Genomic DNA, 24418 nt, shown 5'->3' with positions numbered 1-24418 from the left:
CGCTACTTTTGCCATCCATGGCAAAAGACCCTCTCTACGGCCTACCCCCGGCACAGCCGCACCGAGCGATAAAGGACGCTAGTCATGCTGAAACTGATAGAAAGATTAGGGCTGATAGAGGAAAGCGCGGCTAACGACACACTCACGCTGCCCTTTGAGCTACGTATTCGCGGGCGCTTAAAAGCCCAAAGCGATAGCGGCCGTGAGCTGGGGCTGTTTCTTGATCGTGGCCCGGTGCTGCGCAGTGGCGAAGGCCTTAAAGCCGAAAGCGGCGAAGTAGTGCGCGTCTGCGCCGCGGTAGAACCGGTGGTTACCGCGCGAGTGAGTGCTGGCTTACCGCTGGCACGGCTGGCCTACCATCTGGGTAATCGCCACGTGCAGCTGGCGCTGGGGGAAGATGACAAAGGCGGCTGGGTGCGCTTCCCGCCGGATCATGTGCTGGAAGAGCTCGCCGAGCTATTGGGCGCTGAACTAGAGCACCACAACGCCACCTTCGACCCGGAGCCGGGCGCTTATAACCAAGTGGGTGGCGGGCACTCTCATTCGCACGGGCACTCCCACGGGCATGGTCACTCACACGATCATTCTCACAAGCATGAACATTCACACGACCACGACCACGACCACTCGCATGAGCATCACCATGCCCACTGAACTCGCCGCGCTAGAAAGCCAAAGTGATGAACTCGCGCTGCTGGGGCTGATGCAGTTGGTGAGCCCTGCGCTGCCGATTGGCGCCTTTGCCTTCTCACAAGGCCTGGAAAGCGCCTTTGAGCTGGACTGGGTGCGCGATGAAGCGAGCCTTGCCGAGTGGCTAAACGGCGTGCTGGAAGATGGCTTAACCCGCTGCGAACTGCCGGTGCTGGCGCGGTTGCACGAAGCGTTTAGCCAAGCAGATCGCCAATCAATTGGTGAGTGGGACGAGTGGCTGGCCGCCACCCGGGAAACCGCCGAGCTCGCCGCGGAAGATAGCCGCCTGGGCGCCTCGCTTAAGCGCCTGTTGAAAAGCCTAGACTTGATGCCAAGTGAGGGCTTACTACTGCCCTTGCTACCGCCTCATGCTGGCTATGTGACACTCTTTGCCTATACGGCGCACACTCGTGGCGTGTCTGTACGCCAAACCCTGCTGGGCTTTGCCTGGGCCTGGCTGGAGAACCAACTAGCGGTGGCCTGTAAAGCCTTGCCGCTAGGGCATACGGCTGCACAGCGAGTAATTGAACAACTGCGCCCAGCGTTAGTGAATGCCGTTAATCAGGCGTTGGCGCTTGAGGATGAAGAACTAGGCCCGGTGCTACCTGGATTGGCCCTGGCCAGTGCGCTACACGAAACCCAGTATTCGCGCCTGTTTAGAAGTTAAAGGTTTAGAAGTTAAAGGTTTAGACGTTAACTAGCTTAGAAGTTAATCAGCTTATCGATTGAGGAGAGAACAATGACTCACTGTTTACGCGTTGGCGTGGGTGGCCCGGTTGGATCCGGCAAAACCGCACTGCTCAAACAACTCTGTTTAGCGCTGCGCGATTACTACGATATCGCCGTGGTCACCAACGACATCTACACCCGCGAAGACGCCGATTTTTTGCTCAAGCACGATGCGCTGCCGGCGGATCGTATTCTGGGCGTGGAGACCGGCGGTTGCCCGCATACCGCGATTCGCGAAGACGCCTCGATGAACCTGGCGGCCATCGATGAGCTACAGGGGCGCCATCCCAAGCTAGAGCTGGTAATGGTGGAGTCGGGCGGCGACAACCTCTCGGCGACCTTCAGCCCCGAGCTTTCAGATCTGACGCTCTACGTAATTGATGTTTCCGCTGGGGACAAAATCCCCCGCAAGGGTGGGCCAGGCATTACCAAGTCGGATCTGCTGATTATCAATAAAATCGACATCGCCGAGCAGGTACATGCTTCGCTAGACGTCATGGAGCGCGACTCGAAGAAAATGCGCGGTGAACGGCCCTTTGTGTTCACCAACCTCTATGACGGAGTAGGGCTTGAGGAGATCATCCGCTTTATTCTCGATAAAGGGATGCTTGATGAGCGGCGTCCGCAGGCCGAAGTGGCCGCTAGCTAACGTCAATTGACCCGCGTAATCGGCTGGCGATTGGGGTCGACGTGCCAGGGCAGGCCAAGGCGGGTATTACGTTCCAGTTCGGCTATCACCTGGGCGCCCAACAGCAAAATGATGGCGCCCACCTCCAGGCTAATCAGTACGACTACCAGCGCCGCCAGCGAGCCATAAACGGCGTTAACGAACGAGAGATTGGCGAAATAGTAAACCAACAATAGCCGAACCCCCTCCCACAGCAGTGCTGCCACAAAGCCTCCTACGATCGCCCGGCGTAAGGCGATGCGCACCACCGGCAGCACTTTGTAGATAGCGCTGAACAGCAAGAACACACCAGTGAAACTGGCCAGGTTAAGCACCGGCTCTGAAAACCCCGCCAGCGGCAGTTCCCGTTCAAATAGCAGCATTACCAGTGTATTTAGCGAACTGGCCAGAGTGACCACCAGTGTGAGAACCATCAGCGCCGCCCCCAGTACCACCATAAAGGCATAGGGCAACATCACCGAAACCCAAACGCTGCGCTTGATATGCGGGCTATCTGGCGCATGGAAAATGATTGCCAGAGCGTCTTCGAGCATACGAAAGGCAAATGAGCTGAACAGGAGCAGAATGGGAAAGCTCAGAATGCCGATCACATCCCGAGAATCCAGCAGGCTGCGAACGGCTTCTAGCAACACCTCGGCATGGGCAGGCGCCATATGGCGCGCCTGTACGGCCAGCACATTGAGTAGATGTTGCTGATCCACCACTTGGGTTAACAGCACAACGAGCACGGCAAAAAGCGGCACGATAGAGAGCAGGATGTTGTAACCCACTCCGCCTGCCAGCAGGACACCGTGATTTTTCAGGAAATTGCGTAATACGCGCCAAGCAAAGTGAGCCAGCCGAGGGAGCAGGAGCAAGACAGCGCTAATAAAGGGGTGGTTTCGAACCATGCTTGCTATTCTCCTTGGACATCAGGCCCTATCGCCATGATACGCTGATGGCGATAGCAAATAACAAGGAAGTCACGAATTGTCTGATTTGGCTTTAGGAGAGAGAGTAGTAAAAGGCAGGAACTAAACAACCGCGTTGCAAACAAAAAGGTCGCCCTGACCAGGCGGTAGGAAGGTCAGGGCAACCGAAGTTCGTGGTTTAGCATCATGCTAAAACGGGCCATCCCTGGCCACCACACCCCCACCTTGGACCTTTACTCCTTGAATAACCTTAACTTAGGTTATGAACCTAACTATTAATTGCTAATTATTTGAATATTAAGTGAAAAAACAAAAAAACTGGTTAAAGTTCGTGCATTTTAGGCCGATAAGGCCCCTATAACTACTAAAAACTATTCACTCAAGACTGACTCTGGAACTTGCTCACAAATGGCCACTCCTTCTGCTCCCAAACGAACCCTTGGTTTACAAACCAAGGTGCTGATGCTTGTACTGCTCCCCCTTCTATTAGTGACGGTTGTGCTGGTCGGGTTTAAAGCCTACAGCAACGCCCAAGACACCCGCGAAACGTTGGCAAGCCAGCGCGAAATGATGATTGAAGAGCGCCGCAACGCGGTGCGCGACATCGTCGAAATTGCTACCACCGCCATCGCGCCTATTTATGAACAGGCCGGTGCCAACGACGAGGCCGCCAAACAGCGGGTAGCGGAGCTGGTGCGCTCCATGCGCTTTGAAGACAACAACTACATTTTTATCTACGACTATGACGGTAACAACATCGTCACGGCACCTGCGCCAGAGCGTGAAGGTACCAACATGATCGACGCGCAAACCCCTGATGGCACTTATCTGATTCGCGAGATCATTAAGGTTGCCCAAAGCGGCGGGGGCTTCTATAGCTATATGTGGGATTACCCAGGTACCGACAGAATTGAGCCCAAGCACTCCTACGTTGATCGCCTTGAAAAATGGGGCTGGCTGATTGGTGCCGGTGTTTACGTTACCGATGTTGACGACACCATAGCCGAGGTGGAAGCCGCCGCTGCCGCCGATTTGCGCAAAGATATTATGTTTGCCTCTCTGCTGGGCTTGGGGCTGTTTATTATCATCGCTCTGGTAGCGTATGGCTTGGTGCGTCGCACGCTGGGGCCGATCAAGCGTACTACGGCGGCTATGCACGATATCGCTCAGGGGCGCGGTGATTTAACCCGCCGCTTGACAGTCGAAAGCGGCGATGAGATTGGTGATCTTAGCGTTCAGTTCAACGCCTTTGTGGCACGTATGCAAGACACGCTGCGTGATGTACGCCGCAGTACGCTCAGTGTGCACCAGGCCGCGGGGGAGATCTCACAAAGCTCTGATGAGCTTGCCACCCGTACCGAGCAGGCGGCTGCGAACCTGCAACAAACCTCAGCCTCCATGGAAGAGATCACCTCGACAGTCAACCACAGCGCCGACAATGCCCAGCAGGCCAATACGCTGGTGCAATCGACTGCCGACGTAGCCCGCGAAGGCGAGACTTCGATGGGGCAAGTTGAGAGCACCATGCGTGATATTAACGACTCTGCGTCGCGCATCAGTGACATCATCAGCATGATCGACTCGATTGCCTTCCAAACCAATATTTTGGCGCTGAATGCCTCGGTGGAAGCCGCAAGGGCAGGTGAGCATGGCCGCGGCTTTGCCGTGGTGGCGCAAGAAGTTAGGGTTCTGGCCAGTCGTTCCAGCGATGCTTCCAAAGAGATTCGTGCGCTTATCGATGCATCGGTTCAGCACACTAACTCCGGTGCGAAGCTGGTGCGCAGTGCCGGTGACACCATGCGCGAGATTGTCTCCAGCGTGGCGAAAGTCACCGATGTAATCGGTGAGATCACCGCGGGTGCCAAAGAGCAGAGCAGCGGTATTGGTCAGATCAACACCGCCGTGGCTGAAATGGACACCATGACCCAGCAGAACGCCGCCATGGTGCAAGAATCGACCACCGCCGCTGCCAATATGCGCCGCCATGCGGAGCATCTTAATCAGTTAATCAACTCCTTCGTACTCGGTGATGATGAGCCCACGCAGCAGCAGGCGCTGGCCTCTCCGGCGCCTCAGCAACGTGGTGGTGATAGCGGCCTGAAGCGTCCTGCGCTTTCATCACACGCCTCATCACAGCCATCGTCAAAACCCTCACCGGCGAAGCATGCCGCCGATGAGTGGGAAGAGTTCTAACGCTCACTACCTATGCCTGTGATATCAGCGCCTGGGAAATAGGGGCATAAAAACGGGGCTTGCCAGATGGCAAGCCCCGTTGCGTTAACGACAGCGATGTTTATCCGGTATGGCGCCTGACCAATCTTTCCGCCAGCAAGGTGACGGCGCGTTTTGCCAGTGGTGAAAGCCCAGCATCCTCGCGTTCCAGTGTGGCGACCAGGCGATGCTTCATGGAGCGTGCCCAGAAGGTTTCCAGGTGGCGGCAGGTAGCCGCTGCCGCTGTTTCTTCATCACGACCGCCGCCCAGGTTAGCGGCGATCTGGTTGGTCATGTGAATCAGGTGAGTATCGTGGTGCGACGACATTGCGTGTCTCCTAAGCCGTGGCCATTGCCGCCGTGGCAGGTCGATGGTAGATCAAATGGCGACCGGGCCGAGCAAAGCCTGCCAGCAGCAGCCCCGATGCCTGGGCCTGTTCCACAGCCAGGGCGGTGGCCGCCGAGACCGCTACCAGGGCGCCAATGCCGGCACTGGCACATTTATGAACCATCTCATAACTGGCGCGACTGGTGACCAGCGCGAAACCTTCTCCGAGGGGAAGGGCTTCGCGGGCAAGGGCACCGATCAGTTTGTCCAGGGCGTTATGCCGACCGACATCCTCGCGCAGTTGTTTAATATTCCCCCACGCATCGCACCAGGCGGCACCGTGGCTGGCGCCAGTGGCAGCTTGCAGCGGTTGGTGGGCGGATAGTTCCTGCAGGGAGCGCTGGATGGCAGCGTCACTCAACGGCGGCGCTATGACATTGGGGATCGGGCGTATGGCCTGCTCCAGGGCTTCGGTGCCGCACAGGCCGCAGCCGGTTCGCCCCGTCAGGCTGCGCCGCCGCTGTTTGAGCTCGGCCATTCGCTGGGTGGCAATGGTGAGGTGAACGGTGAGGCCCTGAGGTGCTTCGTGGATATCGAGATCGTAGCACTCGGTGATGTTGGCCAGGATACCTTCGGAAAGGCTGAAGCCCAGGGCAAAATCCTCAAGGTCGGTGGGACTTGCCATCATCACCGCATGGGAGATGCCGTTGTAAACCATTGCCACCGGCCTTTCCAAGGCCAGCAGATCCTCCTGGGTATCGGTGTGCCAGCCGTTAGCGCCACGGCGTACCTCCACCGGCTGGTGCGCTACCGCATCGCGTGTGTGATGGGTGCTCATGGAGCCTCCTGCTGAGCCTTGGCCAGGTAATCACGCTGGGCCAGGTCAAAGGCGCTAAAGCGCTGCTGCCAGGCGGAGGGTTGGCTGACTTTTTCCACCTGCACCGCCGTGACCTTGTATTCCGGACAGTTGGTGGCCCAGTCCGAGTTGTCCGTCGTGATAACGTTGGCGCCGCTGCCGGGGTGGTGGAAGGTGGTGTAGACCACCCCAGGCTGCATGCGTTCGCTGAGTCGCGCGCGAAGTACTGTCTGGCCCGAGCGGCTGGTGATGCCCAGCCAGTCGCCGTCACGCACGCCGCGTAGCTCTGCGTCAGATGGGTGCAGCTCCAGCATGTCCTCGTCGTGCCAGCGCTGGTTGTCGGTACGCCGGGTCTGGGCGCCCACATTGTACTGGCTGAGAATCCGTCCGGTGGTGAGCAGTAGCGGGAAGCGGCGGTTGGCCCGCTCCTCGGTGGCCACGTACTCGGTAATGGCAAAGCGCCCCAGCCCGATGGGGAACTCAACCTCGTGCATGGTCGGCATGCCCAGCGGGTACTCGGCGTTGCATGGCCACTGCAGGCTGCCGCGTTCCTCCAGCTTGGCGTAGCTGACCCCCGTGAAGCTTGGCGTCAACTGGGCGATTTCGTCCATGATCTCGGAGGGATGGGTGTAATGCATCGGATAGCCCAGCGCATTGGCCAGATCCTGGGTGACTTGCCAGTCTTCCTTGCCGGCCACCGGGGCTGTCACCTTGCGCACCCGGTTTATGCGTCGCTCGGCGTTAGTGAAGGTGCCGTTCTTCTCCAGGAAGCTGGAACCCGGCAGCAGAACGTGGGCGAACTTGGCCGTTTCGTTGAGGAAAATATCCTGCACGATCAGGCAGTCCAGCGACGTGAGCGCCGCCTCGACGTGCTGGGTGTTGGGATCAGACTGGGCGATATCTTCGCCCTGTACGTAAAGCGCTTTAAAGGTGCCTTCGATGGCGGCATCGAACATATTGGGAATGCGCAGCCCCGGCTCGTCGTCCAGCTTGACGCCCCACACCGACTCAAAGCGGCCCCGGGCGATGGGGTCGGCCACGTGCTGGTAGCCTGGCAGCTCGTGGGGAAAGGAGCCCATGTCGCAGGAACCCTGGACGTTGTTCTGGCCGCGCAGCGGGTTCACGCCCACGCCTTCGCGGCCAATGTTGCCGGTAGCCAGGGCCAGGTTGGCAATGCCCATCACCATGGTCGAGCCCTGGCTATGTTCGGTGACGCCCAGCCCGTAGTAGATGGCACCGTTGCCTGCCGTGGCGTAGGTGCGGGCGGCCTGACGCACGGCCTCTGCAGGCACGCCGGTAATCGCTTCGCTGGCTTCCGGAGAGTGGCGCGGTTCAGCAATAAACTCACGCCAGCGGTTATAGGCTTCGGTGTCGCAGCGCTTGGCCACGAACGCCTTGTCTTCCAGATCTTCCGTCACCACCACGTGGCCCAGCGCGTTGACCAGCGCCACGTTGGTGCCCGGGCGCAGTGGCAGATGCTGGGCCTCGCCCAGGTGCGGTGTTTTCAACAGGTCGATGCGGCGCGGGTCGGCGACGATCAGCTTTGCCCCCTGGCGCAGGCGTTTGCGCATCATCGAGCCGAACACCGGGTGGGCGTCGGTGGGGTTGGCGCCGATCACGATGATCGCGTCCGACTTCATCACCGAGTCAAAGGTCTGGGTACCCGCCGACTCGCCCAGCGTGGTCTTAAGCCCGTAGCCGGTGGGCGAGTGGCAGACCCGCGCGCAGGTGTCGGTATTGTTGTTGCCGAATGCAGCGCGGATCAGCTTCTGCACCAGGTAGGTCTCTTCGTTGGTACAGCGCGAGGAGGTAATCCCGCCGATGCTCTCGCGGCCGTGCTCGGCCTGAATGGCTTTCAGGCGGCTGGCGGCAAAGCCGATGGCTTCTTCCCAGCTGACTTCGCGCCAGGGCTGGTCGATGCTGTCGCGAATCATCGGCGTGGTCAGACGATCCGGGTGGGTGGTGTAGCCGAAGGCAAAGCGCCCCTTTACGCAGGAGTGGCCGTGGTTAGCATCGCCGCCCTTGTAGGGCACCATGCGCACCAGCTGGTCGCCCTTCATCTGGGCTTCAAACGAGCAGCCCACACCGCAGTAGGCGCAGGTGGTGACCACGCTGTGATCTGGCACGCCGTGGTCGATCACGCTCTTCTCCATCAGCGTGGCCGTGGGGCAGGCCTGTACGCAGGCCCCGCAGGAGACGCAGTCCGAGTCCATGAAGGCGTCGTTCTGGCCTGCTGATACTTTGGATTCGAACCCGCGGCCATCGATGGTTAGCGCGAAGGTGCCCTGGACTTCGTCGCAGGCACGCACGCAGCGCGAGCAGAGGATGCACTTGCTGGGATCGAAGGTGAAGTAGGGATTGGATTCGTCTTTGACGGCATCCAGGTGGTTCTCGCCAGTAAAGCCATAGCGCACTTCGCGCAGCCCCACGCTACCGGCCATGTCCTGCAGTTCGCAGTCGCCGTTGGCCGGACAGGTCAGGCAGTCCAGCGGGTGGTCGGAGATGTACAGCTCCATCACGTTGCGGCGCAGCTTGGCCAGTCGCTCGTTCTGGGTGGTCACCTTCATGCCCTCCACCACCGGCGTGGTGCACGAGGCGGGAAAGCCCCGACGCCCCTCTACCTGTACGGCGCACAGCCGGCAGGAACCGAAGGGCTCAAGGCTGTCGGTGGCGCACAGCTTGGGAATGTTGATATCCGCCAGGGCCGCGGCGCGCAGTACCGAGGTGCCCTCTGGCACGCTGATGAATACGCCGTCGATCTCCAGGTTGACTGTGGCGGCGCCCGGGTAGGGGGAGGGCGTGCCATAGTCCTTGGAAAAATCGACGCTGTTGGCCTGACGCCGTGGATCGTAATGTTCAATCATGATCTGTCTCCGTTCGCCGCCCGCTGGAAGTCGTCGGGAAAGTGTTTGAGCGCGCTTTGCACCGGGAAGGGCGTCATGCCGCCCATGGCGCAGAGCGAGCCATCCACCATCGTTTCGCAGAGGTCGTGGAGTAGAGTGAGGTTGGCCTCACGATTGTCGTTGGCGCGAATGCGATCGATCACCTCCACGCCCCGGGTCGAGCCGATGCGGCAGGGCGTACACTTGCCGCAGGACTCCACCTTGCAGAACTCCATTGAAAAGCGCGCCTGTTCGGCCATATCGACGCTGTCGTCGAACATCACCACGCCGCCGTGGCCGACGCCTGCACCCACCTCGGCGAAGGTTTCGTAATCCAGCGGCATATCCCACTGGCTTTCGGGCAGGTAGGCGCACAGCGGCCCGCCCACCTGCACGGCGCGCAATGGCTTGCCGGTAAGCGTACCGCCGCCGAAATCCTCCATCAGAGTGCGCAGGGTGGTGCCAAAGGCCAACTCCACCAGGCCGCCACGCTTGACGTTGCCAGCCATTTGGAGGGCCAGCGTGCCTCGCGAGCGGCCCATGCCGTGATTGGCGTAGGCCTCGGCACCTTCGGCCAGAATGAACGGCACGGCGGCTAGCGAGAGCACGTTGTTGACCACCGTAGGGCGGCCAAAAAGCCCCTCGATGGCGGGCAGCGGTGGCTTGAAGCGCACCAGCCCGCGCTTGCCTTCTAGACTTTCCAGAAGCGATGTCTCTTCGCCGCAAATATACGCCCCGGCGCCCAGACGTACTTCCAGATGGAAGGTGCGGCCGCTGCCGCGGAGGTCGTCGCCGAGATACCCGGCGGTCTCGGCGCGGCGGATGGCCTCGTCGAGGATCTCTTTCGCCAGCGGATACTCCGAACGCAGGTAGATATAGCCTTGGGTGGCACCCACCGCGAGGCCGGCAATCGCCATGCCCTCGATCAGCATGTAGGGGTCGCACTCCATCGCCAGCCGGTCGGCGAAAGTGCCGGAGTCGCCCTCATCGGCATTGCAAACGATATATTTCTGGTCGGCGGGTGTGTCGAGCACGGTCTGCCACTTGATGCCGGTGGGGAAGGCCGCACCGCCGCGCCCGCGCAGGCCAGAGGCTTTGACTTCCTCGACGATGTCCTGGGGCTCGCGTTGCAGCGCTGCCTCCAGGCCGCAAAAACCGCTGTGGGCGCGATAGTCATCAATCGACAGCGGGTCAGTAATACCGATACGCGCGAAGGTTAGGCGCTGCTGCCGGGCGAGGTAGTCAATCTCTTCCGTGGGGCCCAGAGCCAGGGGATGGCTGACGCTACCTTCGAGTAGGCCGCTGTCGAGCAGCGTCGTTACATCCCCCGGTGTTACCGGGCCGTAGGCGAAACGCCCGATGGGGGTTTCCACTTCCACCAGCGGCTCAAGCCAAGCAAGACCGCGGGATCCGTTACGTACCAGCGTGATTGACTGGCCGCGTGCGGTTGCCTCTCTTCTCAGTCGGCTGGCGATCACATCGGCACCCAGTGAAAGCGCGGTGGTATCGCGGGGGACAAAAACGCGAATGCTCATCCCATCACCTCCAGCGGCCGGGTTTGTAGCTCATCCATCAATTCATCGAAGGCTTCCGGTGTAACGCGGCCGCGTATGCTGTCGTCCACGCGGATCGATGGGCCGCAGGCGCAGTTGCCCAGGCAGTAAACGGCTTCGAGGGTGATCTCGCGATCCGCCGTAGTCTGGTGGTAGTCGACTCCTAAACGCGCCTTGGCGTGGACTTCGAGCTGGCGCGCCCCTACCGACTGACACGCCTCGGCACGGCAGATCTGCACGACGTGGCGCCCCGGCGGCGTGGTGCGAAAGTGGTGGTAGAAGCTGATGACACCGTGCACTTCGGCACGTGTCTGGTGGAGGGCATCGGCGATGATGGGCACCGCTGCCTCGGGGATGAAGCCGATGCGATCCTGAAGGGCGTGGAGGATCGGCAGTAGGGCGCCGGGCTTGTCCTTCAGGGCGTCGACCTCGGCCTGAATTGCCTGCGGCGCCCACTCCTGGGATTGGTTCATGATGCCCTCCTCACGACTGCTTTTTATGTTTTAAATATGCACTACTTTTCATATTTAAAAAGACGTGCATCACGGTTAAGACAACGCTAGCATCAAGTTATCGACTTAAAAATATGAAAAAGTGTGCCTATGAAGCGGATCAAGGTAACGCCCACCTGGTGCTTTAGCGATGAAGAGGGGCATCGTCTCGATAGCAATCTTTTGCGCCTGCTCGGGGCGGTTCATCGCCACGGCAAGTTGACCCATGCCGCCGAGGAAGCGGGTATTTCCTATCGTCACGCGTGGAATTTACTGCGCCAGGGCGGGGAGTTTTTTGGTGTCACTTTGGTAGAGATGGCGCGTGGGCGCGGGGCGCGGTTATCGCCGTTGGGTGAGAAGCTGCTGTGGGCCGAGCAGCGCGCCACCGCTCGGTTAAGTCCGCAGCTTGATAGCCTGAGCTCAGAGCTGAATCTTGCCATTCAGCAGCACCAGGAAGGCGTGCACCCCGTTCTACGCCTCCACGCCAGCCACGGGTTTGCGATAGAGCTGCTGCCGCAGCATCTGGGCGAGTTGCAGCTTGACCTGCAGTACTGCAGCCCGCTGGAAGCACTGGCCGCGCTTAACCGCAATGGCTGCGACCTGGCGGGCTGTCATCTGCCACGGGGAGCGGTGGGTGAGAAGGCTCGGCGTAAATACCGCCGCTTGCTTAAGCCCCGCTATCATCGGCTGGTAGGATTTATCGCCCGCCAGCAGGGGCTAATGGTGGCGTCAGGTAACCCGCTGGGCATTGATGGCGTTGCAGCACTGGCCGATAGGCCGGTCACGTTTATCAACCGGCAGGCATCATCGGGAACCCGGGAACTGCTGGATAGCTTGCTGGCCGAGGCAGGTATTGCTACATCCAAAGTGAACGGTTACGAGATTGAGGAGTACACCCACTCAGCGGTAGCGGCCTATGTGGCGGCGGGAATGGCGGATGCAGGGTTTGGTGTCGAGGCCGCCGCGCAACGGTTTGGGCTTGATTTTGTGCCGCTGGCCACGGAAGACTATTTGCTGGCCTGCCACAGCCGCTCCCTGAAAGAGCCTAAATTTGCCGACTTTTTGCAAGCGCTGCGCAGCAACTCATTCCAGGAGGCGGTTCAGCGTCTGCCGGGTTATAGCCCCAGCCAGTGTGGTTGCGTGATCGAGATTGGCAGTTTTTTATAAGGTGGTGCTGGTTGGAAGAGCGCCTCCCTCTAACCACCCGATCAGCCAAGCCACCGCGGGACGTAAACGACCTATAGCAGCATGCCGATCAAGCCCAGTAATACGGCGCGGGTCTGGGTGATGCGCGCCAGGGGTAGCGGGGCTCATGCGTATGGCATTTAAACTACTATAGGCTCTCTCTTTAGCTAGAGAGGGCCTATAGTTCAGCAATATCATTTAGTGGGTTTAAGTTATTCTAAAAGCTAGTGACCCACAAAATGATGTTAGGGAATAGCGTAAATACTCCTATGGCGCCCAGTAAAATTAGCCAGTAAGGAAATGAGGCCTTTGCTGCAGATGTTAAATTAACTTCATTTTTAGAAATGGATGATAGGACAAAGAGGTTTAGCCCTACGGGGGGCGTTATCATGCCAATTTCTATCAGTAGCGTCACAATAATACCGAACCAGATTGGGTCGAACCCTAGGCTTGTGATCATCGGGAAGGTGATAGGAAGTGTCATGAGTAACAGTGATATACCATCAAAGAAACAACCTAGCACGATGTAGACGATGACGATCATCAGCAGTATGCCATACGGGCCTAGCCCAAAGTTGCCAATCGTTTCGACTGCAGTACGGGGAATGCCTAGTAGGCTGACGGCTTGAGAAAGGATCACTGTACCAATCAAAATCATACCGATAGCGGTAAACATGATCGAGGCGTGCTTAAACGCCTGCCATAGTCTTTTGTAGGTTAAATCGCCCCATGTTAAACCTAAAACGATACTGGCCACTACGCCCAACGCCGCCGACTCCGTAGGCGTCGCGATCCCCAAGTAAATGGTTCCCAGTACGAAGAAAATAAGTATGGGAAGAGGCCATATCTCCTTGAGTCCAGTTATTACGTGCTTGAAGGTCACTTTCTCTTTAAACGTAGGGGTTACTGGCTCGCCAATTTTAGAGCGGATCATAATCCATGTGGAAAAGGCGGCAGCAATGAGTAAGCCTGGCAACATACCAGCGATAAAGAGTTGCCCGATAGAGACGTTTTGCGTCGCTCCGTAGATGATCAATGCCAAGCTTGGGGGAATGAGAAGCCCAAGTGTGCCGCCTGCCGCTAGCGTGCCCACCACTACACTTGGCTTATACCCACGTTTTGTCAGTTCAGGATAGCCAACTGCGCCTATGGCTGCTGCGGTAGAGGTGCTTGACCCGCTAACCGCACCAAACAGCGTGCAGACAGCGATGTTGGTATGGAGCAATTGCCCTGGAACACGCGCGAACAGAGGGGTTAGACCGTTATAGACGCGTTTTGACACGCCGCTTGCGAGAAGTATTTCACCTAAAAATATGAAAAGAGGAACTGCGCTTAGCGTAAAGTCCGTTAGCATGTTCCAAGTTGCGTTAATCGCCAAGGGGGTGGCGCCGTTAGCTTGAAAGTGGAGCAGGAGTAGACCCGTAAGCCCCAGCGCAGCGCCTAGGATCGCGCCACTGGTTAAAAATAGAACTAACGCCCCGCTCAAGAGTAACCAGCTCATATTGCATCCTCCGCTGAAGCAACATCTGTCGTGGGCTGTTTAAAACCATGGCTGAGCTGAATCAAGAGGCACAGCACCATGGAGAAAGGCATGATGGCCATCCACGGCCATAAGAGAATGCTACTGATATCCGTACGTGAATTGAGCGAGAACGAGAAGTTCATGAAATTCCAGGACTCAACGGCGAAGAGGGCACAGAACGTGAGTAATACGACGACGCCTATAAAGTCCATTATCCTAGCGATACCTGCTGGCATCAGGTTGACGAGTATCTCTATGCGTATGTGGCGGCCCTTATTGAGTACATAAGGTAAACAAAGGAAGGTCAATGTTAAGAACAGCAGCCCCGCCAGCTCATCTGAAAACCGCAAAGGATGACCGCCCAGATAGCGCATCAAGGTGCTGACGAATATCAGAGCCGTCATTGCTATACCGCTCATGACGCCCAATAGAAAGGAGGCATAGGCAGTATAGTTCAGTACAGAGTTGATTCTTCTTATCATCACGGCTAGCTCCAAAAAGAAAGAGCCAATAGGTATTGGCTCTCGATGGGTTTATGTATCCATTACTCTTCGGAGATCGCTTGGGTGACTGTCTCGTAGTAGCGTGTGCCATCCTCGCCTGCGTTCTCCGCCATGGCTCGCCACGCCTGCCAAGCTGCGTCTACAAAGGTTTCAACGTCATCATCTGAGAAATCGGGAAGCATGGTGATTCCCAATTCTTTACGCTCTTGACGCGCCTGCGCTTCGCGCTCTGGATCAACTGCAGTGGCGCGGGTCTCGTTCCAAATCTCTTCACCGGCTTCTTCCAGAGCCTGACGTTGGTTGTCGTTGAGGCGGGATAGCGCTTGTTCACTGATACCAAAAAGCCATGGGGAGGCTGCCCAAGGGTGTAAGTAAGACTCGTACTCGGTGACTTCTTGAAGCGAAACGGTAGGGGCCACGGTAGATAAGTAATAGGCACAATCTACAACACCTGTTTGAAGTGCCATATACATATCGTTTTGCGGAATGACTTGAGCTGAAATGTCCAATAATTCAAAAGTATCCACAAGGTGTCTGGACCAGACGCGGACTTTCTTATCCTGTAGATCTGCCAAGGTGTGTACCGGTTCTTTGCAGTGCAAACCTACATCGAAAATAGGAGCAACGACGCCACCAACGATTTGAATATCCCAATCTGAGAAGCCGTCTTCATAAAGCTCCCTGATGACATCAAGAATTTCGTCATGTTGGGAAGATTCCGTAATAGCGCCCTGAGCATATACAGATGCCAATGCAGGCGCATCACGTGTGTAATATTCACCATACAGTAGAGCCATATCGACCATGCCCTGCTGCAATATTCTCAGCATGTCGGTTTCTTTAAGGCCTAAAGCGCCTGCATGGTAGACCTCGATTTCAAGCTCGCCATCTGATTTTTCACTTACTAAGCTAGCGAATCTGTTGATCTGCTCTGCTTCAGGGCGAGATTGCGAAAGTCCGCTATGGAATTTCAACGAGATGTTCTCTGCCTGGACACTCCCCATGGTTGTTAAGGATAAAAGAGTTGCAGCGCCCAGAGTAACTTTTTTGATTTTAGGATTATTCATAAGTTTATTTCTCAGAGGAGAGAGGGTGGATTTTCATCTTGAATCAGTTGCTGCTTTCAAAAAGGTATTTTTTGCGACACTAAGGGACTAAATAGCGACATCGGGTGAACTTTTAAAAAGAACGTGGCGATGGGTATATGTTTGTTGGCTGACGAAGTAAGGCGGTTCAATATTAGTAAGTCTTGTTTCACCGATGGACAGGTTATTGCTATCCTCAAGTAGTATTAGTTTGGTTTTCCTGTATCCGTGCTGTGCTGCGAAATAGTATGAGTAGGTACCCTTTTAAGTGAGGGACGCTAAATTTTTGGCTTGCACGCTTCCATGATGAAGCGCCGCAAGGCGCTTGACGGGGGAAGGCGAGAGGAAGATTCGCGCCGCGGGACGCTAGAGGCTAAGGTTGTGTTAGTAGTAGGCTCATGAGTGAAAATGACAAAGCCATCTCTAACCAGAATGATATTGGAAAGTTCAGTGAAAGCCGATTGATGTACTGCTCGATTGGCTAGTACGGCTGAAATTCGTACTTTTACTATAAAGATTATTAAATAATATAACTATTTTTTACTTTTTAACCAGTCACGTAGAGTTCGTGTAAATTGTTCAACTTGATACATGGTTGGGTTTGAGGTCTTGTAGCGTTGGGGGGTAGTAATCCTGATTTTTTGGTTATTTGTCATTTAATGTGGGTTTAATAGTAACCGGCACATTTTGTGCCTCACAGTTCAGACAGAAGCCACCAAGCCAACTGTCTGTTGTGGGAGGCCGCTTCCAGCGGTGGTTCGACACTTCGGCGAAGGGTACCGAAGGTACCCCGGTGTTGTCAGGCTGACAGCCTAAACGGTCGCGAGCTAAAGCTACCTCCCACAGGCCACTGTTAGACTGCCAGAAATAATTCCATACTGAATGACGAAGAGCCGATTTTTTTGGTTTATTTTTCCATGGTGCGGTTTTTGCATAAAAATAACTATGGCTCAAAAAAGTGAGGTTCATCATGAAGGATAAATTCTCAAGCATATTGAAAAATAAAAATATGGCTTATGTTTCCTCTAGCGACTATGTAGAAAAGCCTAAAATTACAAAAAGAGTAGCTTTTATACTGCTAGAAAATTTTTCAATGATGGCTTTCACTGGCGCTGTGGATGCACTCGTTACAACGAATTTAATGAAGTCTACTACGATTTATGAAGTATTGGTGGTGGGTAGCGAGGCATCGGCAACGGTTTCTGACTTAGGTATTGAGGTGGCCGCGGATTATTCGTTAGACAAGTTCGATGCTACAAGCCTCAAAATTGATGTGTTGATTGTATGCGGCGGCCTGCGTGTACTTCCTAAAACAACTCTCCTCTTGCGCAGCAAACTAAGACAGGCTGACAACAAAGATATGATGTTAGGAGGGTTATGGAACGGCGCCTACTTCCTTGCAGAGGCGGGATTATTGAGCGGCTATCAGTGCGCTTATCATCCTGATGGCCGCGCGATGATGGCAGAGCAGTTCTGGGATGTATCGGTATCTAGCCGTAGCTTTATTGTGGATCGTAATCGTATCAGCTGTGCGGGGGCGAGTAGCTCATTGAGCATGATGCTTGAAGTAGTAAGAACTGATTGTGGCAATGAGGTGGTCAGTGCAGTTGAAGAGATGCTTAGCTGTGATAAGGGCTTAGACTCTCCAGATATTTCAACGATAGGTGTCGATCAAAACTTCACTCTGCCGGAAAAATTGAAAATATCGCTGCAATTGATGAAAAATAATATTGAAGAGCCTTTATCCATATCCGAAATAGCTAATTGGGTCAATATTTCGAGACGCCAGCTAGAACGTATGTTTGGTAATTACGTTGATGCTAGCCCTTCTCGATACTATATGGAACTTCGTCTAACGCGTGCACGTCAGCTTCTTCAGCAAACTAATAAGCCCGTTGCCGAAGTGGCAGTTGCCACTGGTTTTGTGAGTATCTCTCATTTTCGCAGCTGTTTTTTCCAGCTCTTTGAAGTAACACCGGGGCAGTTTCGAAAATCGTGCCAAGCTGGCGAACATTCGATGTGAACTTCTTGTTTGAATTCATGATGGCCGCACTGAGGCTAGGTAAGCGTTACTTTAAAAAGAGAGCCAAACAGGCTCTCTTTAAAAAGTGCAAACGCTGATTTAACCACCCGACCAGCCCAACATAATCGGCACGTAAACTACTAACAGCAGCACCCCGATCAGCCCCAGCAGGTAAGGAATGATCGCACGGGTAATGCGCTCCAGCGGTAGCTGGGTGATCGATGATGCCACATAGAGGTTGATCGCCACCGGCGGGGTAATCATGCCGATGGAGAGCCCTACCACGATAATCAAGCCAAAGTGGATCGGGTCAATCCCCAACTGCAACACCAGCGGTAGCAGTACCGGGGTGAGGATAATCAGCGCACTGGCGGTTTCAATAAACACCCCGGTGAGCAGAATAATCCCCACGATCAGCAGCATGATCACGTAAGGGTTGGTAGACAACGACAGCACCGCCTGGGAAATCGCCCCCGGCACCTGCCAGCTTGAGAGCGTCCAGCTCAGCACCGCCGACATGGCAATCACCAGCATAATCACTGCGGTAGTCATCGCCGAACGGATCAGCAGCTTATAAATCTGGGGCAGGTTAAGGTCACGATAGACAAACAGCGACACCAGCATGGCGTAGTTCACCGCCACGACCGCCGCCTCTGAAGGCGTGAAGATCCCCGAGAAGATACCCCCGAGGATAATTACCGGCGTCATCAAGCCCCAGCTGGCGTCTTTAAAGGTCGTCCAGATGGTTGCCAGCGAGAGCGGCGTGCCTTTGGGGTATTGGCGCTTATACGCCTGAGCAATGGCAATGGCCATTAATCCCAGCCCCATTGCCAAACCCGGCAAAAAACCGTTTAGGAACAGCTTGGAGACCGACTGCTGGGCGATCACCGCGTAGATGATCATCGGCACCGAGGGCGGTATCACCACCCCTATCGTGCCGCTGGCGGCAATTAAGCTGGCCGCCGAGGCCGGGTCGTAGCCTTTGCGCTTTAGCTCCGGCACCAGACTGGAACCCACCGCTGCGGTGGTCGCCGCGCCAGAACCGGAGATGGCCGCAAAGAACATGCCCGCCATCACCGAGACCACCGATAGCCCGCCGCGCATAAAGCCGACTAATGAATCAGCAAAGCTGACCAGCTTTTCGCTCACCTTACCCTGGGCCATTAAATCCCCAGCGAGGATAAACATCGGGATCGCGACCAGGGCAAAGGAGTTAATGCCCTGGAACATCTGCTGGGTGACCACCATCAGCGGCACGCCGGATTGATAGAGCGCATAGAGCGTGCTGGCGCCAATGGCAAAGGCGATCGGCACGCCCAGCAGCATAAACAGGAAGAACAGCCCAAACAGCAGCAGCGTCATAGCGACTCCTCCTGGGGCTGGGTGGTTTCGCCGTTAATCAGCAGCTCGATGATATCGACCAGTGCATACCAGGCCATAATCGCCGCGCAGATTGGCATCACCGCGTAGACGTAGGTCATCGACAGCCGCAGCGAGGCGGATTTCTGAAAGCTCTGTACCTGCATGTAGCGGTAGCCGATAACGATCAGCGTGATCATAAACGCCAGCACCACCAGCAGAGCGGCAAGCCGGGCGATTTGGCGCAGGCGGCCGGGCAGGGCATCCACCACAAAGGTCACGGCAATATGCCGCCCGCGCTGAAACGCCAAGGTGCCGGCTAAGAAGGTGATCCACACCAGCAGAAAGCGGGCGACTTCTTCCGTCCAGCCGACGGCGGTGAATAGCACACGAGAGACGATCTGCAGGGTAATCACCCCAATCAGCGCCGCCATGCCCGCAAAGACCACGGGCTGTAGAATGGCGTCCAGAAAGCGTTCAGAACGCTGTAGCAACATTACCAATGGATGCATGTGAGTGGGCACTTACTTCACTTCCTCCTGGATGCGTTGCAGATAGTCGCCAAACTGATCACCGTACTTCTCATACACCGGGGTAACGGCTTCCTGGAAGGCGGCGATATCGGGCGACTCGTTTATTTCCATGCCTGCCTCAGCCAGTTCGGCTAACTGCTCGGCTTCCATGATGGCATTTTGTTCTCTGGCATAGCTAGAAGCTTCGCTGGCGGCATCGAGTACGATCTCCTGAACCTCCTCTTGAAGGCCGTTCCAGGCGGGTAAGCTCATAATGAAGATCGCTGGCGCATAGATATGCCGCGTCATGGTGAGGTAGTCCTGGGTTTCCGCCAAGTTAAAGGCATGGATGGCGTTAACCGGGTTTTCCTGACCATCAATCGTGCCTTGTTGCAGGGCGGTCAGCGCTTCTGTCCACGCCATGGGCACGGCATTGGCGCCGAGTTCCCGGAACGTATCCACATAAACCTCGTTCTCGATGACGCGCAGTGTCAGGCCTTCGAGATCCTGGGGCGCATTAATCGCGTGCTGACTATTGGTGATATTGCGAAAGCCGCGCTCAGCAAATGCCAGCCCTTTAAGGTTCACATCCTCTAATTTGCCCAGTATTTCCTGGCCGATCTCACCATCCAGCACGGAGTAGGCAGATTCGGCGGTAGGGAAGAGGAAAGGCAGCTCAAACACCGAGAACTCATCAACGAAGTTGGCCACCGGCCCGTTGGTGATCACGCCCATATCGACAGTGCCGATCTGCATCCCTTCCAGAATGGTGCGCTCGTCGCCCAGGGAGGCGTTGGGGAAGATCTCAACGGAGACCGCGCCGTCGGTCTGTTCGCTGACTAACTGCTGAAAGCGCTCGGCGGCGATATGGTAAGTATCTTCTGTATTCACCACGGTCGCTAAGCGCAGGTTAATAGGGGTAATTTCCTCTGCCTGGGCCATGAGCGGTAAACCAAGCAGGCCAGCGCATAGCAAGGTCAAGTTTAACTGTTTGAATTTACTTGTATTACAGGATGCGGCGTGAGCGGTGAAGCGGGCGTTGTGATTCACATTATCTCCTAGTGGTGGCTGTTCTTATTGTCTTATTGGGCTTCATCTATATCACATCGAACTAACAGGGCAAATTACTTATTTTCATTCCACTATTCGCGATAATAATCCAAAAAATCTTTATAGATCTTAGACTTGAGTGATTTAAAGGTTAGCGATAGCCTGCAAGCATTGACGATTGATTAACTGCCTTGGAAAGCGATGGTAAGGCTTGGCCGATGGTGAGTCTTGCTACCCTTGTTCGTGCTACCCACGTTCTTACTAACCATGGCAACGCCAGCTAAAACAGGAATAACCAATGGATAAGTTGCTTAACGACCTAGTAGCGGTAGTCGGCCCAGAAAACGTGTTGCTCGGTGACGATGTCTCCCAGCGTAGCGTCGACTGGTTTACCGGGGCGCCCTGTCGTGCCAAAGCCATTGTCAGGCCCCGCAACACCGAACAGCTCAGCAAAGTCATGGCCTTATGCTACCAGGCCGACCAGCTGGTGGTGACCCATGGTGGCATGACCGGCATTGTGCACGGGGGTGAAGCCAGCCCCGAGGAGTTGGTGGTTTCTCTTGAACTGATGAACCAGATCGAAGAGGTCGACCTGGTCGGTTCTACGATTCAGGTTCAGGCTGGGGTGACGCTCCAGCGTGTGCAGGAAGCCGCGGCGGAGATCGATATGCAGTTTCCGCTCGACCTTGGCGCCCGGGGCTCGTGCACCATCGGCGGCAATATCGCCACCAATGCAGGCGGCATACGGGTCATTCGCTACGGCATGATGCGCCAGCAAGTGCTGGGGCTGGAAGCCGTACTTAGCGACGGCACCGTGGTCAGCTCGCTGAACAAAATGCTCAAGAACAACGCTGGCTACGACCTCAAACAGCTCTTTATCGGTAGCGAAGGCACCCTGGGTATCGTCACTCGCGCCGTGCTCCGGCTGCAGCCGCATATGCCCAGCGAACAAACCGCGCTGGTCGCGGTGTCCTCCTTCGATGCCTTGACCCAACTGTTACGCAGGCTCTCACAACAGCTCGCCAATAGCCTTAGCGCCTTCGAGGCGTTGTGGAATAGCCACTACAGGCTGGTGACCACCGAGAGCGGCAAGCATGCGCCCCCGTTGGCCGACGACTCGCCTTTCTACGCGATCATCGAAACCCTGGGGCTAGATGACGCCCAGGATGCGGAGCATTTCTCCGAGATTCTGCAAAAGGCGATGGAAGACGGCTTGATCACCGATGCCGTGCTGGCCAGTTCCGGTGCCCAGCGCCAGGGCATCTGGGCAATCCGAGAGGATATCGAAGTGCTGGTGCACCAGCTGAAGCCGATGTTCTCCTATGATATCAGCCTACCGATTCCCCATATGGACGCGTACGTCGATACCCTGGAGCAAAACCTCAAGGAGCAGTGGCCCCAAACAGGTAAAATGATCGTGTTCGGCCATCTTGGCGATGGCAACCTGCACATCATGATCACGGTGCGCGACGACAGCCCGCAAAGCCGCCGCCAAGTGGAGCAGTTGGTTTACTCGCCCCTGAAAGAGTACGGCGGCTCGATCTCTGCCGAGCACGGCATTGGTCTCGAAAAGCGCGATTACCTAAGTATTTCCCGCTCCAGCGAGGAGATCGCTTTAATGAAGCGCATGAAAGTCGCTCTGGATCCCAAGCTGTTGTTGAATCGAGGCAAAGTCGTGGCGGTGGAGTGAGTTTGGCGGTTTGATTAAGGGTCGCCCAGGGCGGTGGGGGCTGGTGTCATCAGCTCCCGGGTTAACTGCCGCAACCAGTGTATGCCAGGATCGTGATCCTTCCTTTCATCCCAGCACAGGCAGACTTTGAACGCCGGTACGTCCAGGGGCAGAGCGTAGAACTTCAAGCTATTGTTGCGGCAAATGACCCTGGCCGCGCTCTCTGTCACCACACAAAGCAGTGCTGTGGACACCAATATTTCCTGCAGTGGATTGATGTAGGGCGTCTTGGCGACGATTTTCCGCTCTAATCCTAACTCCCGCAGTTTTTCATTGATTAACAGCGGGCTGTCTTCACGATGCGACAAAGCGACCTGGGGGGAGTTTAAAAACGCCTCAAGGGTAATGGCGCTACTCTCGCCATGAAATGTCGCATCACCCACACAGCCAATCACATCGTCAAACAGGTACTCATGATGAGAGGTGAGCGGCAAGGTTTCGAACTGCACCACCGCCAGGTCGATATCGTGCTCTTGAAGGACTTGTTGGGCACCCTCTGCACTTGCGATGCGCGTGGAGAGCATGTTGAAACACAAATCTGGCGCGTGTTCCAAGCAGTGTTGAATAAGCTTGGGTTGTAGCTGTTGGCTGACATAGTCCACCAAACTGACCCGAAACTCCCGCTTTGATGTGGTAGGTGAAAACTCGTTACTACTGTGAACTGCCTGATCGAGGTAGAACAGCCCTTTGGCTACGGCGGCATCCATCTGCCGGGCAAGCGGGGTCGGTTGCATGCCCTCCAACGTCTTGATGAATAGCGGGTCGTCCATTAATAGACGCAGCTTCTTCAGCGAGTGGCTGACGGCTGGTTGCGTCAGGCAGAGCGCTTGTGCGGTGAGCGTCAAACTCCTTTTCCAATACAGCGTGTGAAAAACCAATAGTAAATTGAGATTGATCTTATTGAGCCTGTTCGCCAGCTTCGTATGGGTGGTGTCAGCCATCAGGCGTGTCTCTTGGTTGGAAGGGCCGTTCCGGCGCGGGAACGGCCCTCAGCCACTGCTGTAAAAGCGCTTGATCTAATGTCGGGCTTGCTTCGATGGGAAGCGAATTACTTGAGCGCTTCCTGGATGCGCGGCAGGTAATCACCGAACTGTTCGCCGTACTTCTCATACACCGGCGCAACGGCGGCTTGGAAGGCCTCCATATCTGGATCGTCGTTGATCTCCATGCCCGCATCGCGCAGGGCCTGCAGCTGTTCGCTCTCCATCTCTGCGTTCACCTGGCGCTCATGCTCCGCTGCTTCCTGTGCCGCTGCTAGCAGTACCTCTTGGGCGTTTTCAGGCAGTTGGTTCCAGGCGGGCATACCCATCACAAAAATTGCTGGGGCGTAGGTATGGCGGGAGAGGGTCATGTAGTTCTGGGTTTCATCCAGGTTGAACGAGTGAATGACGTTCACCGGGTTCTCCTGACCATCAATGGTGCCCTGCTGCATAGCGGTGAGCGCTTCAGTCCACGCCATAGGAATCGCGTTGGCGCCCAGCTCGCGGAAGGTGTCGGTGTAGACCGGGTTTTCCATTACGCGGATACGCAGGCCGTCCAGATCTTCCGGTGAGTTTACGGCACGCTCGCTGTTGGTCAGGTTGCGGAAACCGCGCTCGGCGTAGGCCATGCCTTTCAGGTTCACTTCAGAAAGCTTGTCGAGCAGCTCCTGGCCAATCGGGCCATCAAGCACTTCGTAAGCGGCTTCCGGGGAGGGGAAGAGGAACGGCAGTTCGAATACCGCCATCTCTTCGACAAAGTTGGCCACCGGCCCGTTGGTGATCACGCCCATATCCACGGTGCCGATCTGCATGCCTTCCAGCAGCGTGCGTTCGTCACCCAAGGTGGCGTTGGGGTAAATTTCGATATCTACCTTGCCGTCGGTGCGCTCTTCTACCAACTCTTCAAATTTGGTGGCGGCGATGTGGAAACCATCCTGCTCATTGACCACGTGGGCCAGGCGCAGAGTGACAGGATCCATATCAGCAAAATCAGCGGCGTTCGCGGCGCTCACCAGCGCCAGTGAGATGCCCAGTGCCAGCGTGCTACGTGCAAATGTTTTCATATTATTGTGTTCCCAATGGACTAAGGTGCAGAAGTGCTCCCAAAGCATGCACCACACCAGGGAAAAC

21 protein-coding genes are annotated in these 24418 nt (G+C 56.0%); 7 read left to right on the top strand and 14 right to left on the bottom strand.

Annotated elements, in window-relative coordinates:
- Positions 1-84 precede the first annotated feature (84 nt).
- The 3 genes from KF947_RS09760 (at position 85) to ureG (ending at position 2068) form a co-directional block, all read left to right on the top strand.
- A complete protein-coding gene (locus tag KF947_RS09760) occupies positions 85-654 on the top strand; it encodes an urease accessory protein UreE (protein ID WP_227406125.1) in 570 nt (189 codons plus the stop codon).
- Positions 644-1357, top strand: a complete 714-nt coding sequence (locus tag KF947_RS09755; protein ID WP_227406124.1) for an urease accessory protein UreF — start codon at positions 644-646, stop codon at positions 1355-1357. The genes KF947_RS09760 and KF947_RS09755 overlap by 11 nt, the downstream gene beginning before the upstream one ends.
- A gap of 72 nt (positions 1358-1429) precedes the next feature.
- Complete coding sequence (gene ureG, locus KF947_RS09750) at positions 1430-2068, top strand: urease accessory protein UreG (RefSeq protein WP_227406123.1); 639 nt, start codon at positions 1430-1432, stop codon at positions 2066-2068.
- Between the two features lie 2 nt (positions 2069-2070).
- Here the strand turns inward: ureG and KF947_RS09745 are convergent, their stop codons facing one another.
- Positions 2071-2997, bottom strand: a complete 927-nt coding sequence (locus KF947_RS09745; RefSeq protein ID WP_133731813.1) for a YihY/virulence factor BrkB family protein — start codon at positions 2995-2997, stop codon at positions 2071-2073.
- 429 nt (positions 2998-3426) lie between these two features.
- Between KF947_RS09745 and KF947_RS09740 the strand changes: the two genes are divergently transcribed.
- Positions 3427-5211: a methyl-accepting chemotaxis protein gene (locus tag KF947_RS09740; RefSeq protein ID WP_227406122.1), complete on the top strand. Its 1785-nt coding sequence runs from the start codon at positions 3427-3429 to the stop codon at positions 5209-5211.
- 100 nt (positions 5212-5311) lie between these two features.
- Here the strand turns inward: KF947_RS09740 and KF947_RS09735 are convergent, their stop codons facing one another.
- The 5 genes from KF947_RS09735 to KF947_RS09715 are packed head-to-tail and all read right to left on the bottom strand — an operon-like array spanning position 5312 to position 11321.
- Positions 5312-5557, bottom strand: a complete 246-nt coding sequence (locus KF947_RS09735; RefSeq protein ID WP_227406121.1) for a formate dehydrogenase subunit delta — start codon at positions 5555-5557, stop codon at positions 5312-5314.
- Positions 5558-5567: 10 nt separating this feature from the next.
- Positions 5568-6395, bottom strand: a complete 828-nt coding sequence (gene fdhD, locus KF947_RS09730; RefSeq protein WP_227406120.1) for a formate dehydrogenase accessory sulfurtransferase FdhD — start codon at positions 6393-6395, stop codon at positions 5568-5570.
- Positions 6392-9277, bottom strand: a complete 2886-nt coding sequence (gene fdhF / locus KF947_RS09725) for a formate dehydrogenase subunit alpha (RefSeq protein ID WP_227406119.1) — start codon at positions 9275-9277, stop codon at positions 6392-6394. Before fdhF ends, fdhD begins: the two co-directional genes overlap by 4 nt.
- Positions 9274-10830: a formate dehydrogenase beta subunit gene (locus KF947_RS09720; RefSeq protein ID WP_227406118.1), complete on the bottom strand. Its 1557-nt coding sequence runs from the start codon at positions 10828-10830 to the stop codon at positions 9274-9276. The genes fdhF and KF947_RS09720 overlap by 4 nt, the downstream gene beginning before the upstream one ends.
- The gene (locus KF947_RS09715; RefSeq protein ID WP_227406117.1) at positions 10827-11321 is read right to left on the bottom strand and encodes a formate dehydrogenase subunit gamma; all 495 of its coding nucleotides are present in this window, start codon (positions 11319-11321) and stop codon (positions 10827-10829) included. The genes KF947_RS09720 and KF947_RS09715 overlap by 4 nt, the downstream gene beginning before the upstream one ends.
- A gap of 129 nt (positions 11322-11450) precedes the next feature.
- Here KF947_RS09715 and KF947_RS09710 point away from each other — a divergent pair, with 129 nt between their 5' ends.
- Positions 11451-12506 carry a substrate-binding domain-containing protein gene (locus tag KF947_RS09710; RefSeq protein WP_227406116.1) on the top strand — a complete coding sequence of 352 codons (1056 nt, stop codon included), beginning with the start codon at positions 11451-11453 and terminating at the stop codon, positions 12504-12506.
- A gap of 235 nt (positions 12507-12741) precedes the next feature.
- Here KF947_RS09710 and KF947_RS09705 read toward each other — a convergent pair whose 3' ends face one another.
- The 3 genes from KF947_RS09705 to dctP form a co-directional block, all read right to left on the bottom strand.
- Complete coding sequence (locus KF947_RS09705; RefSeq protein WP_227406115.1) at positions 12742-14025, bottom strand: TRAP transporter large permease; 1284 nt, start codon at positions 14023-14025, stop codon at positions 12742-12744.
- Entirely contained in the window at positions 14022-14528 is a 507-nt protein-coding gene (locus KF947_RS09700; protein ID WP_227406290.1) for a TRAP transporter small permease, read from the bottom strand. The genes KF947_RS09705 and KF947_RS09700 overlap by 4 nt, the downstream gene beginning before the upstream one ends.
- Positions 14529-14590: 62 nt before the next feature.
- Entirely contained in the window at positions 14591-15616 is a 1026-nt protein-coding gene (gene dctP, locus KF947_RS09695) for a TRAP transporter substrate-binding protein DctP (protein ID WP_227406114.1), read from the bottom strand.
- Positions 15617-16604: 988 nt separating this feature from the next.
- Here dctP and KF947_RS09690 point away from each other — a divergent pair.
- On the top strand, positions 16605-17657 hold the full coding sequence (locus KF947_RS09690) for a GlxA family transcriptional regulator (RefSeq protein ID WP_227406113.1): 1053 nt from the start codon (positions 16605-16607) through the stop codon (positions 17655-17657).
- A gap of 99 nt (positions 17658-17756) precedes the next feature.
- Here the strand turns inward: KF947_RS09690 and KF947_RS09685 are convergent, their stop codons facing one another.
- From KF947_RS09685 to KF947_RS09675, 3 genes are read right to left on the bottom strand one after another with little or no spacing between them, the layout of a single operon-like run.
- Positions 17757-19019 (bottom strand): TRAP transporter large permease, encoded by a 1263-nt coding sequence (locus KF947_RS09685; protein WP_227406112.1) that lies wholly within the window; start codon positions 19017-19019, stop codon positions 17757-17759.
- Positions 19016-19528, bottom strand: a complete 513-nt coding sequence (locus tag KF947_RS09680; RefSeq protein WP_227406289.1) for a TRAP transporter small permease — start codon at positions 19526-19528, stop codon at positions 19016-19018. The genes KF947_RS09685 and KF947_RS09680 overlap by 4 nt, the downstream gene beginning before the upstream one ends.
- A gap of 12 nt (positions 19529-19540) precedes the next feature.
- A complete protein-coding gene (locus KF947_RS09675; RefSeq protein ID WP_227406111.1) occupies positions 19541-20578 on the bottom strand; it encodes a TRAP transporter substrate-binding protein in 1038 nt (345 codons plus the stop codon).
- A gap of 298 nt (positions 20579-20876) precedes the next feature.
- Between KF947_RS09675 and KF947_RS09670 the strand changes: the two genes are divergently transcribed.
- A complete protein-coding gene (locus KF947_RS09670; protein ID WP_227406110.1) occupies positions 20877-22268 on the top strand; it encodes an FAD-binding oxidoreductase in 1392 nt (463 codons plus the stop codon).
- A gap of 14 nt (positions 22269-22282) precedes the next feature.
- Here KF947_RS09670 and KF947_RS09665 read toward each other — a convergent pair whose 3' ends face one another.
- Together KF947_RS09665 and KF947_RS09660 are read right to left on the bottom strand one after the other, a co-directional pair.
- Positions 22283-23248 carry a LysR family transcriptional regulator gene (locus KF947_RS09665; protein WP_227406109.1) on the bottom strand — a complete coding sequence of 322 codons (966 nt, stop codon included), beginning with the start codon at positions 23246-23248 and terminating at the stop codon, positions 22283-22285.
- A gap of 107 nt (positions 23249-23355) precedes the next feature.
- Positions 23356-24351, bottom strand: a complete 996-nt coding sequence (locus KF947_RS09660) for a TRAP transporter substrate-binding protein (protein ID WP_022521381.1) — start codon at positions 24349-24351, stop codon at positions 23356-23358.
- Positions 24352-24418: the final 67 nt, after the last annotated feature.

The sequence above is a fragment of the Halomonas sp. FeN2 genome, assembly GCF_020595105.1.
GTDB classification, from domain to species: domain Bacteria; phylum Pseudomonadota; class Gammaproteobacteria; order Pseudomonadales; family Halomonadaceae; genus Vreelandella; species Vreelandella neptunia.
The sequence above is the reverse complement of the archived record's forward strand: the minus strand, read 5'-3'. Positions and strand labels throughout refer to the sequence as shown.

Excerpts from the sequence above, each read along its gene's own strand:
- KF947_RS09665 (WP_227406109.1), bottom strand. The coding sequence starts at position 23,248 with ATGGCTGACACCACCCATACGAAGCTGGCGAACAGGCTCAATAAGATC.
- KF947_RS09690 (WP_227406113.1), top strand. The coding sequence starts at position 16,605 with ATGAAGGATAAATTCTCAAGCATATTGAAAAATAAAAATATGGCTTAT.
- KF947_RS09715 (WP_227406117.1), bottom strand. The coding sequence starts at position 11,321 with ATGAACCAATCCCAGGAGTGGGCGCCGCAGGCAATTCAGGCCGAGGTC.
- KF947_RS09680 (WP_227406289.1), bottom strand. The coding sequence starts at position 19,528 with ATGCATCCATTGGTAATGTTGCTACAGCGTTCTGAACGCTTTCTGGAC.
- KF947_RS09755 (WP_227406124.1), top strand. The coding sequence starts at position 644 with ATGCCCACTGAACTCGCCGCGCTAGAAAGCCAAAGTGATGAACTCGCG.
- dctP (WP_227406114.1), bottom strand. The coding sequence starts at position 15,616 with ATGAATAATCCTAAAATCAAAAAAGTTACTCTGGGCGCTGCAACTCTT.
- KF947_RS09760 (WP_227406125.1), top strand. The coding sequence starts at position 85 with ATGCTGAAACTGATAGAAAGATTAGGGCTGATAGAGGAAAGCGCGGCT.
- KF947_RS09700 (WP_227406290.1), bottom strand. The coding sequence starts at position 14,528 with ATGATAAGAAGAATCAACTCTGTACTGAACTATACTGCCTATGCCTCC.
- KF947_RS09735 (WP_227406121.1), bottom strand. The coding sequence starts at position 5,557 with ATGTCGTCGCACCACGATACTCACCTGATTCACATGACCAACCAGATC.
- KF947_RS09660 (WP_022521381.1), bottom strand. The coding sequence starts at position 24,351 with ATGAAAACATTTGCACGTAGCACGCTGGCACTGGGCATCTCACTGGCG.
- KF947_RS09710 (WP_227406116.1), top strand. The coding sequence starts at position 11,451 with ATGAAGCGGATCAAGGTAACGCCCACCTGGTGCTTTAGCGATGAAGAG.
- KF947_RS09745 (WP_133731813.1), bottom strand. The coding sequence starts at position 2,997 with ATGGTTCGAAACCACCCCTTTATTAGCGCTGTCTTGCTCCTGCTCCCT.
- ureG (WP_227406123.1), top strand. The coding sequence starts at position 1,430 with ATGACTCACTGTTTACGCGTTGGCGTGGGTGGCCCGGTTGGATCCGGC.
- KF947_RS09720 (WP_227406118.1), bottom strand. The coding sequence starts at position 10,830 with ATGAGCATTCGCGTTTTTGTCCCCCGCGATACCACCGCGCTTTCACTG.
- KF947_RS09740 (WP_227406122.1), top strand. The coding sequence starts at position 3,427 with ATGGCCACTCCTTCTGCTCCCAAACGAACCCTTGGTTTACAAACCAAG.
- KF947_RS09685 (WP_227406112.1), bottom strand. The coding sequence starts at position 19,019 with ATGACGCTGCTGCTGTTTGGGCTGTTCTTCCTGTTTATGCTGCTGGGC.
- KF947_RS09705 (WP_227406115.1), bottom strand. The coding sequence starts at position 14,025 with ATGAGCTGGTTACTCTTGAGCGGGGCGTTAGTTCTATTTTTAACCAGT.
- fdhD (WP_227406120.1), bottom strand. The coding sequence starts at position 6,395 with ATGAGCACCCATCACACACGCGATGCGGTAGCGCACCAGCCGGTGGAG.
- fdhF (WP_227406119.1), bottom strand. The coding sequence starts at position 9,277 with ATGATTGAACATTACGATCCACGGCGTCAGGCCAACAGCGTCGATTTT.
- KF947_RS09670 (WP_227406110.1), top strand. The coding sequence starts at position 20,877 with ATGGATAAGTTGCTTAACGACCTAGTAGCGGTAGTCGGCCCAGAAAAC.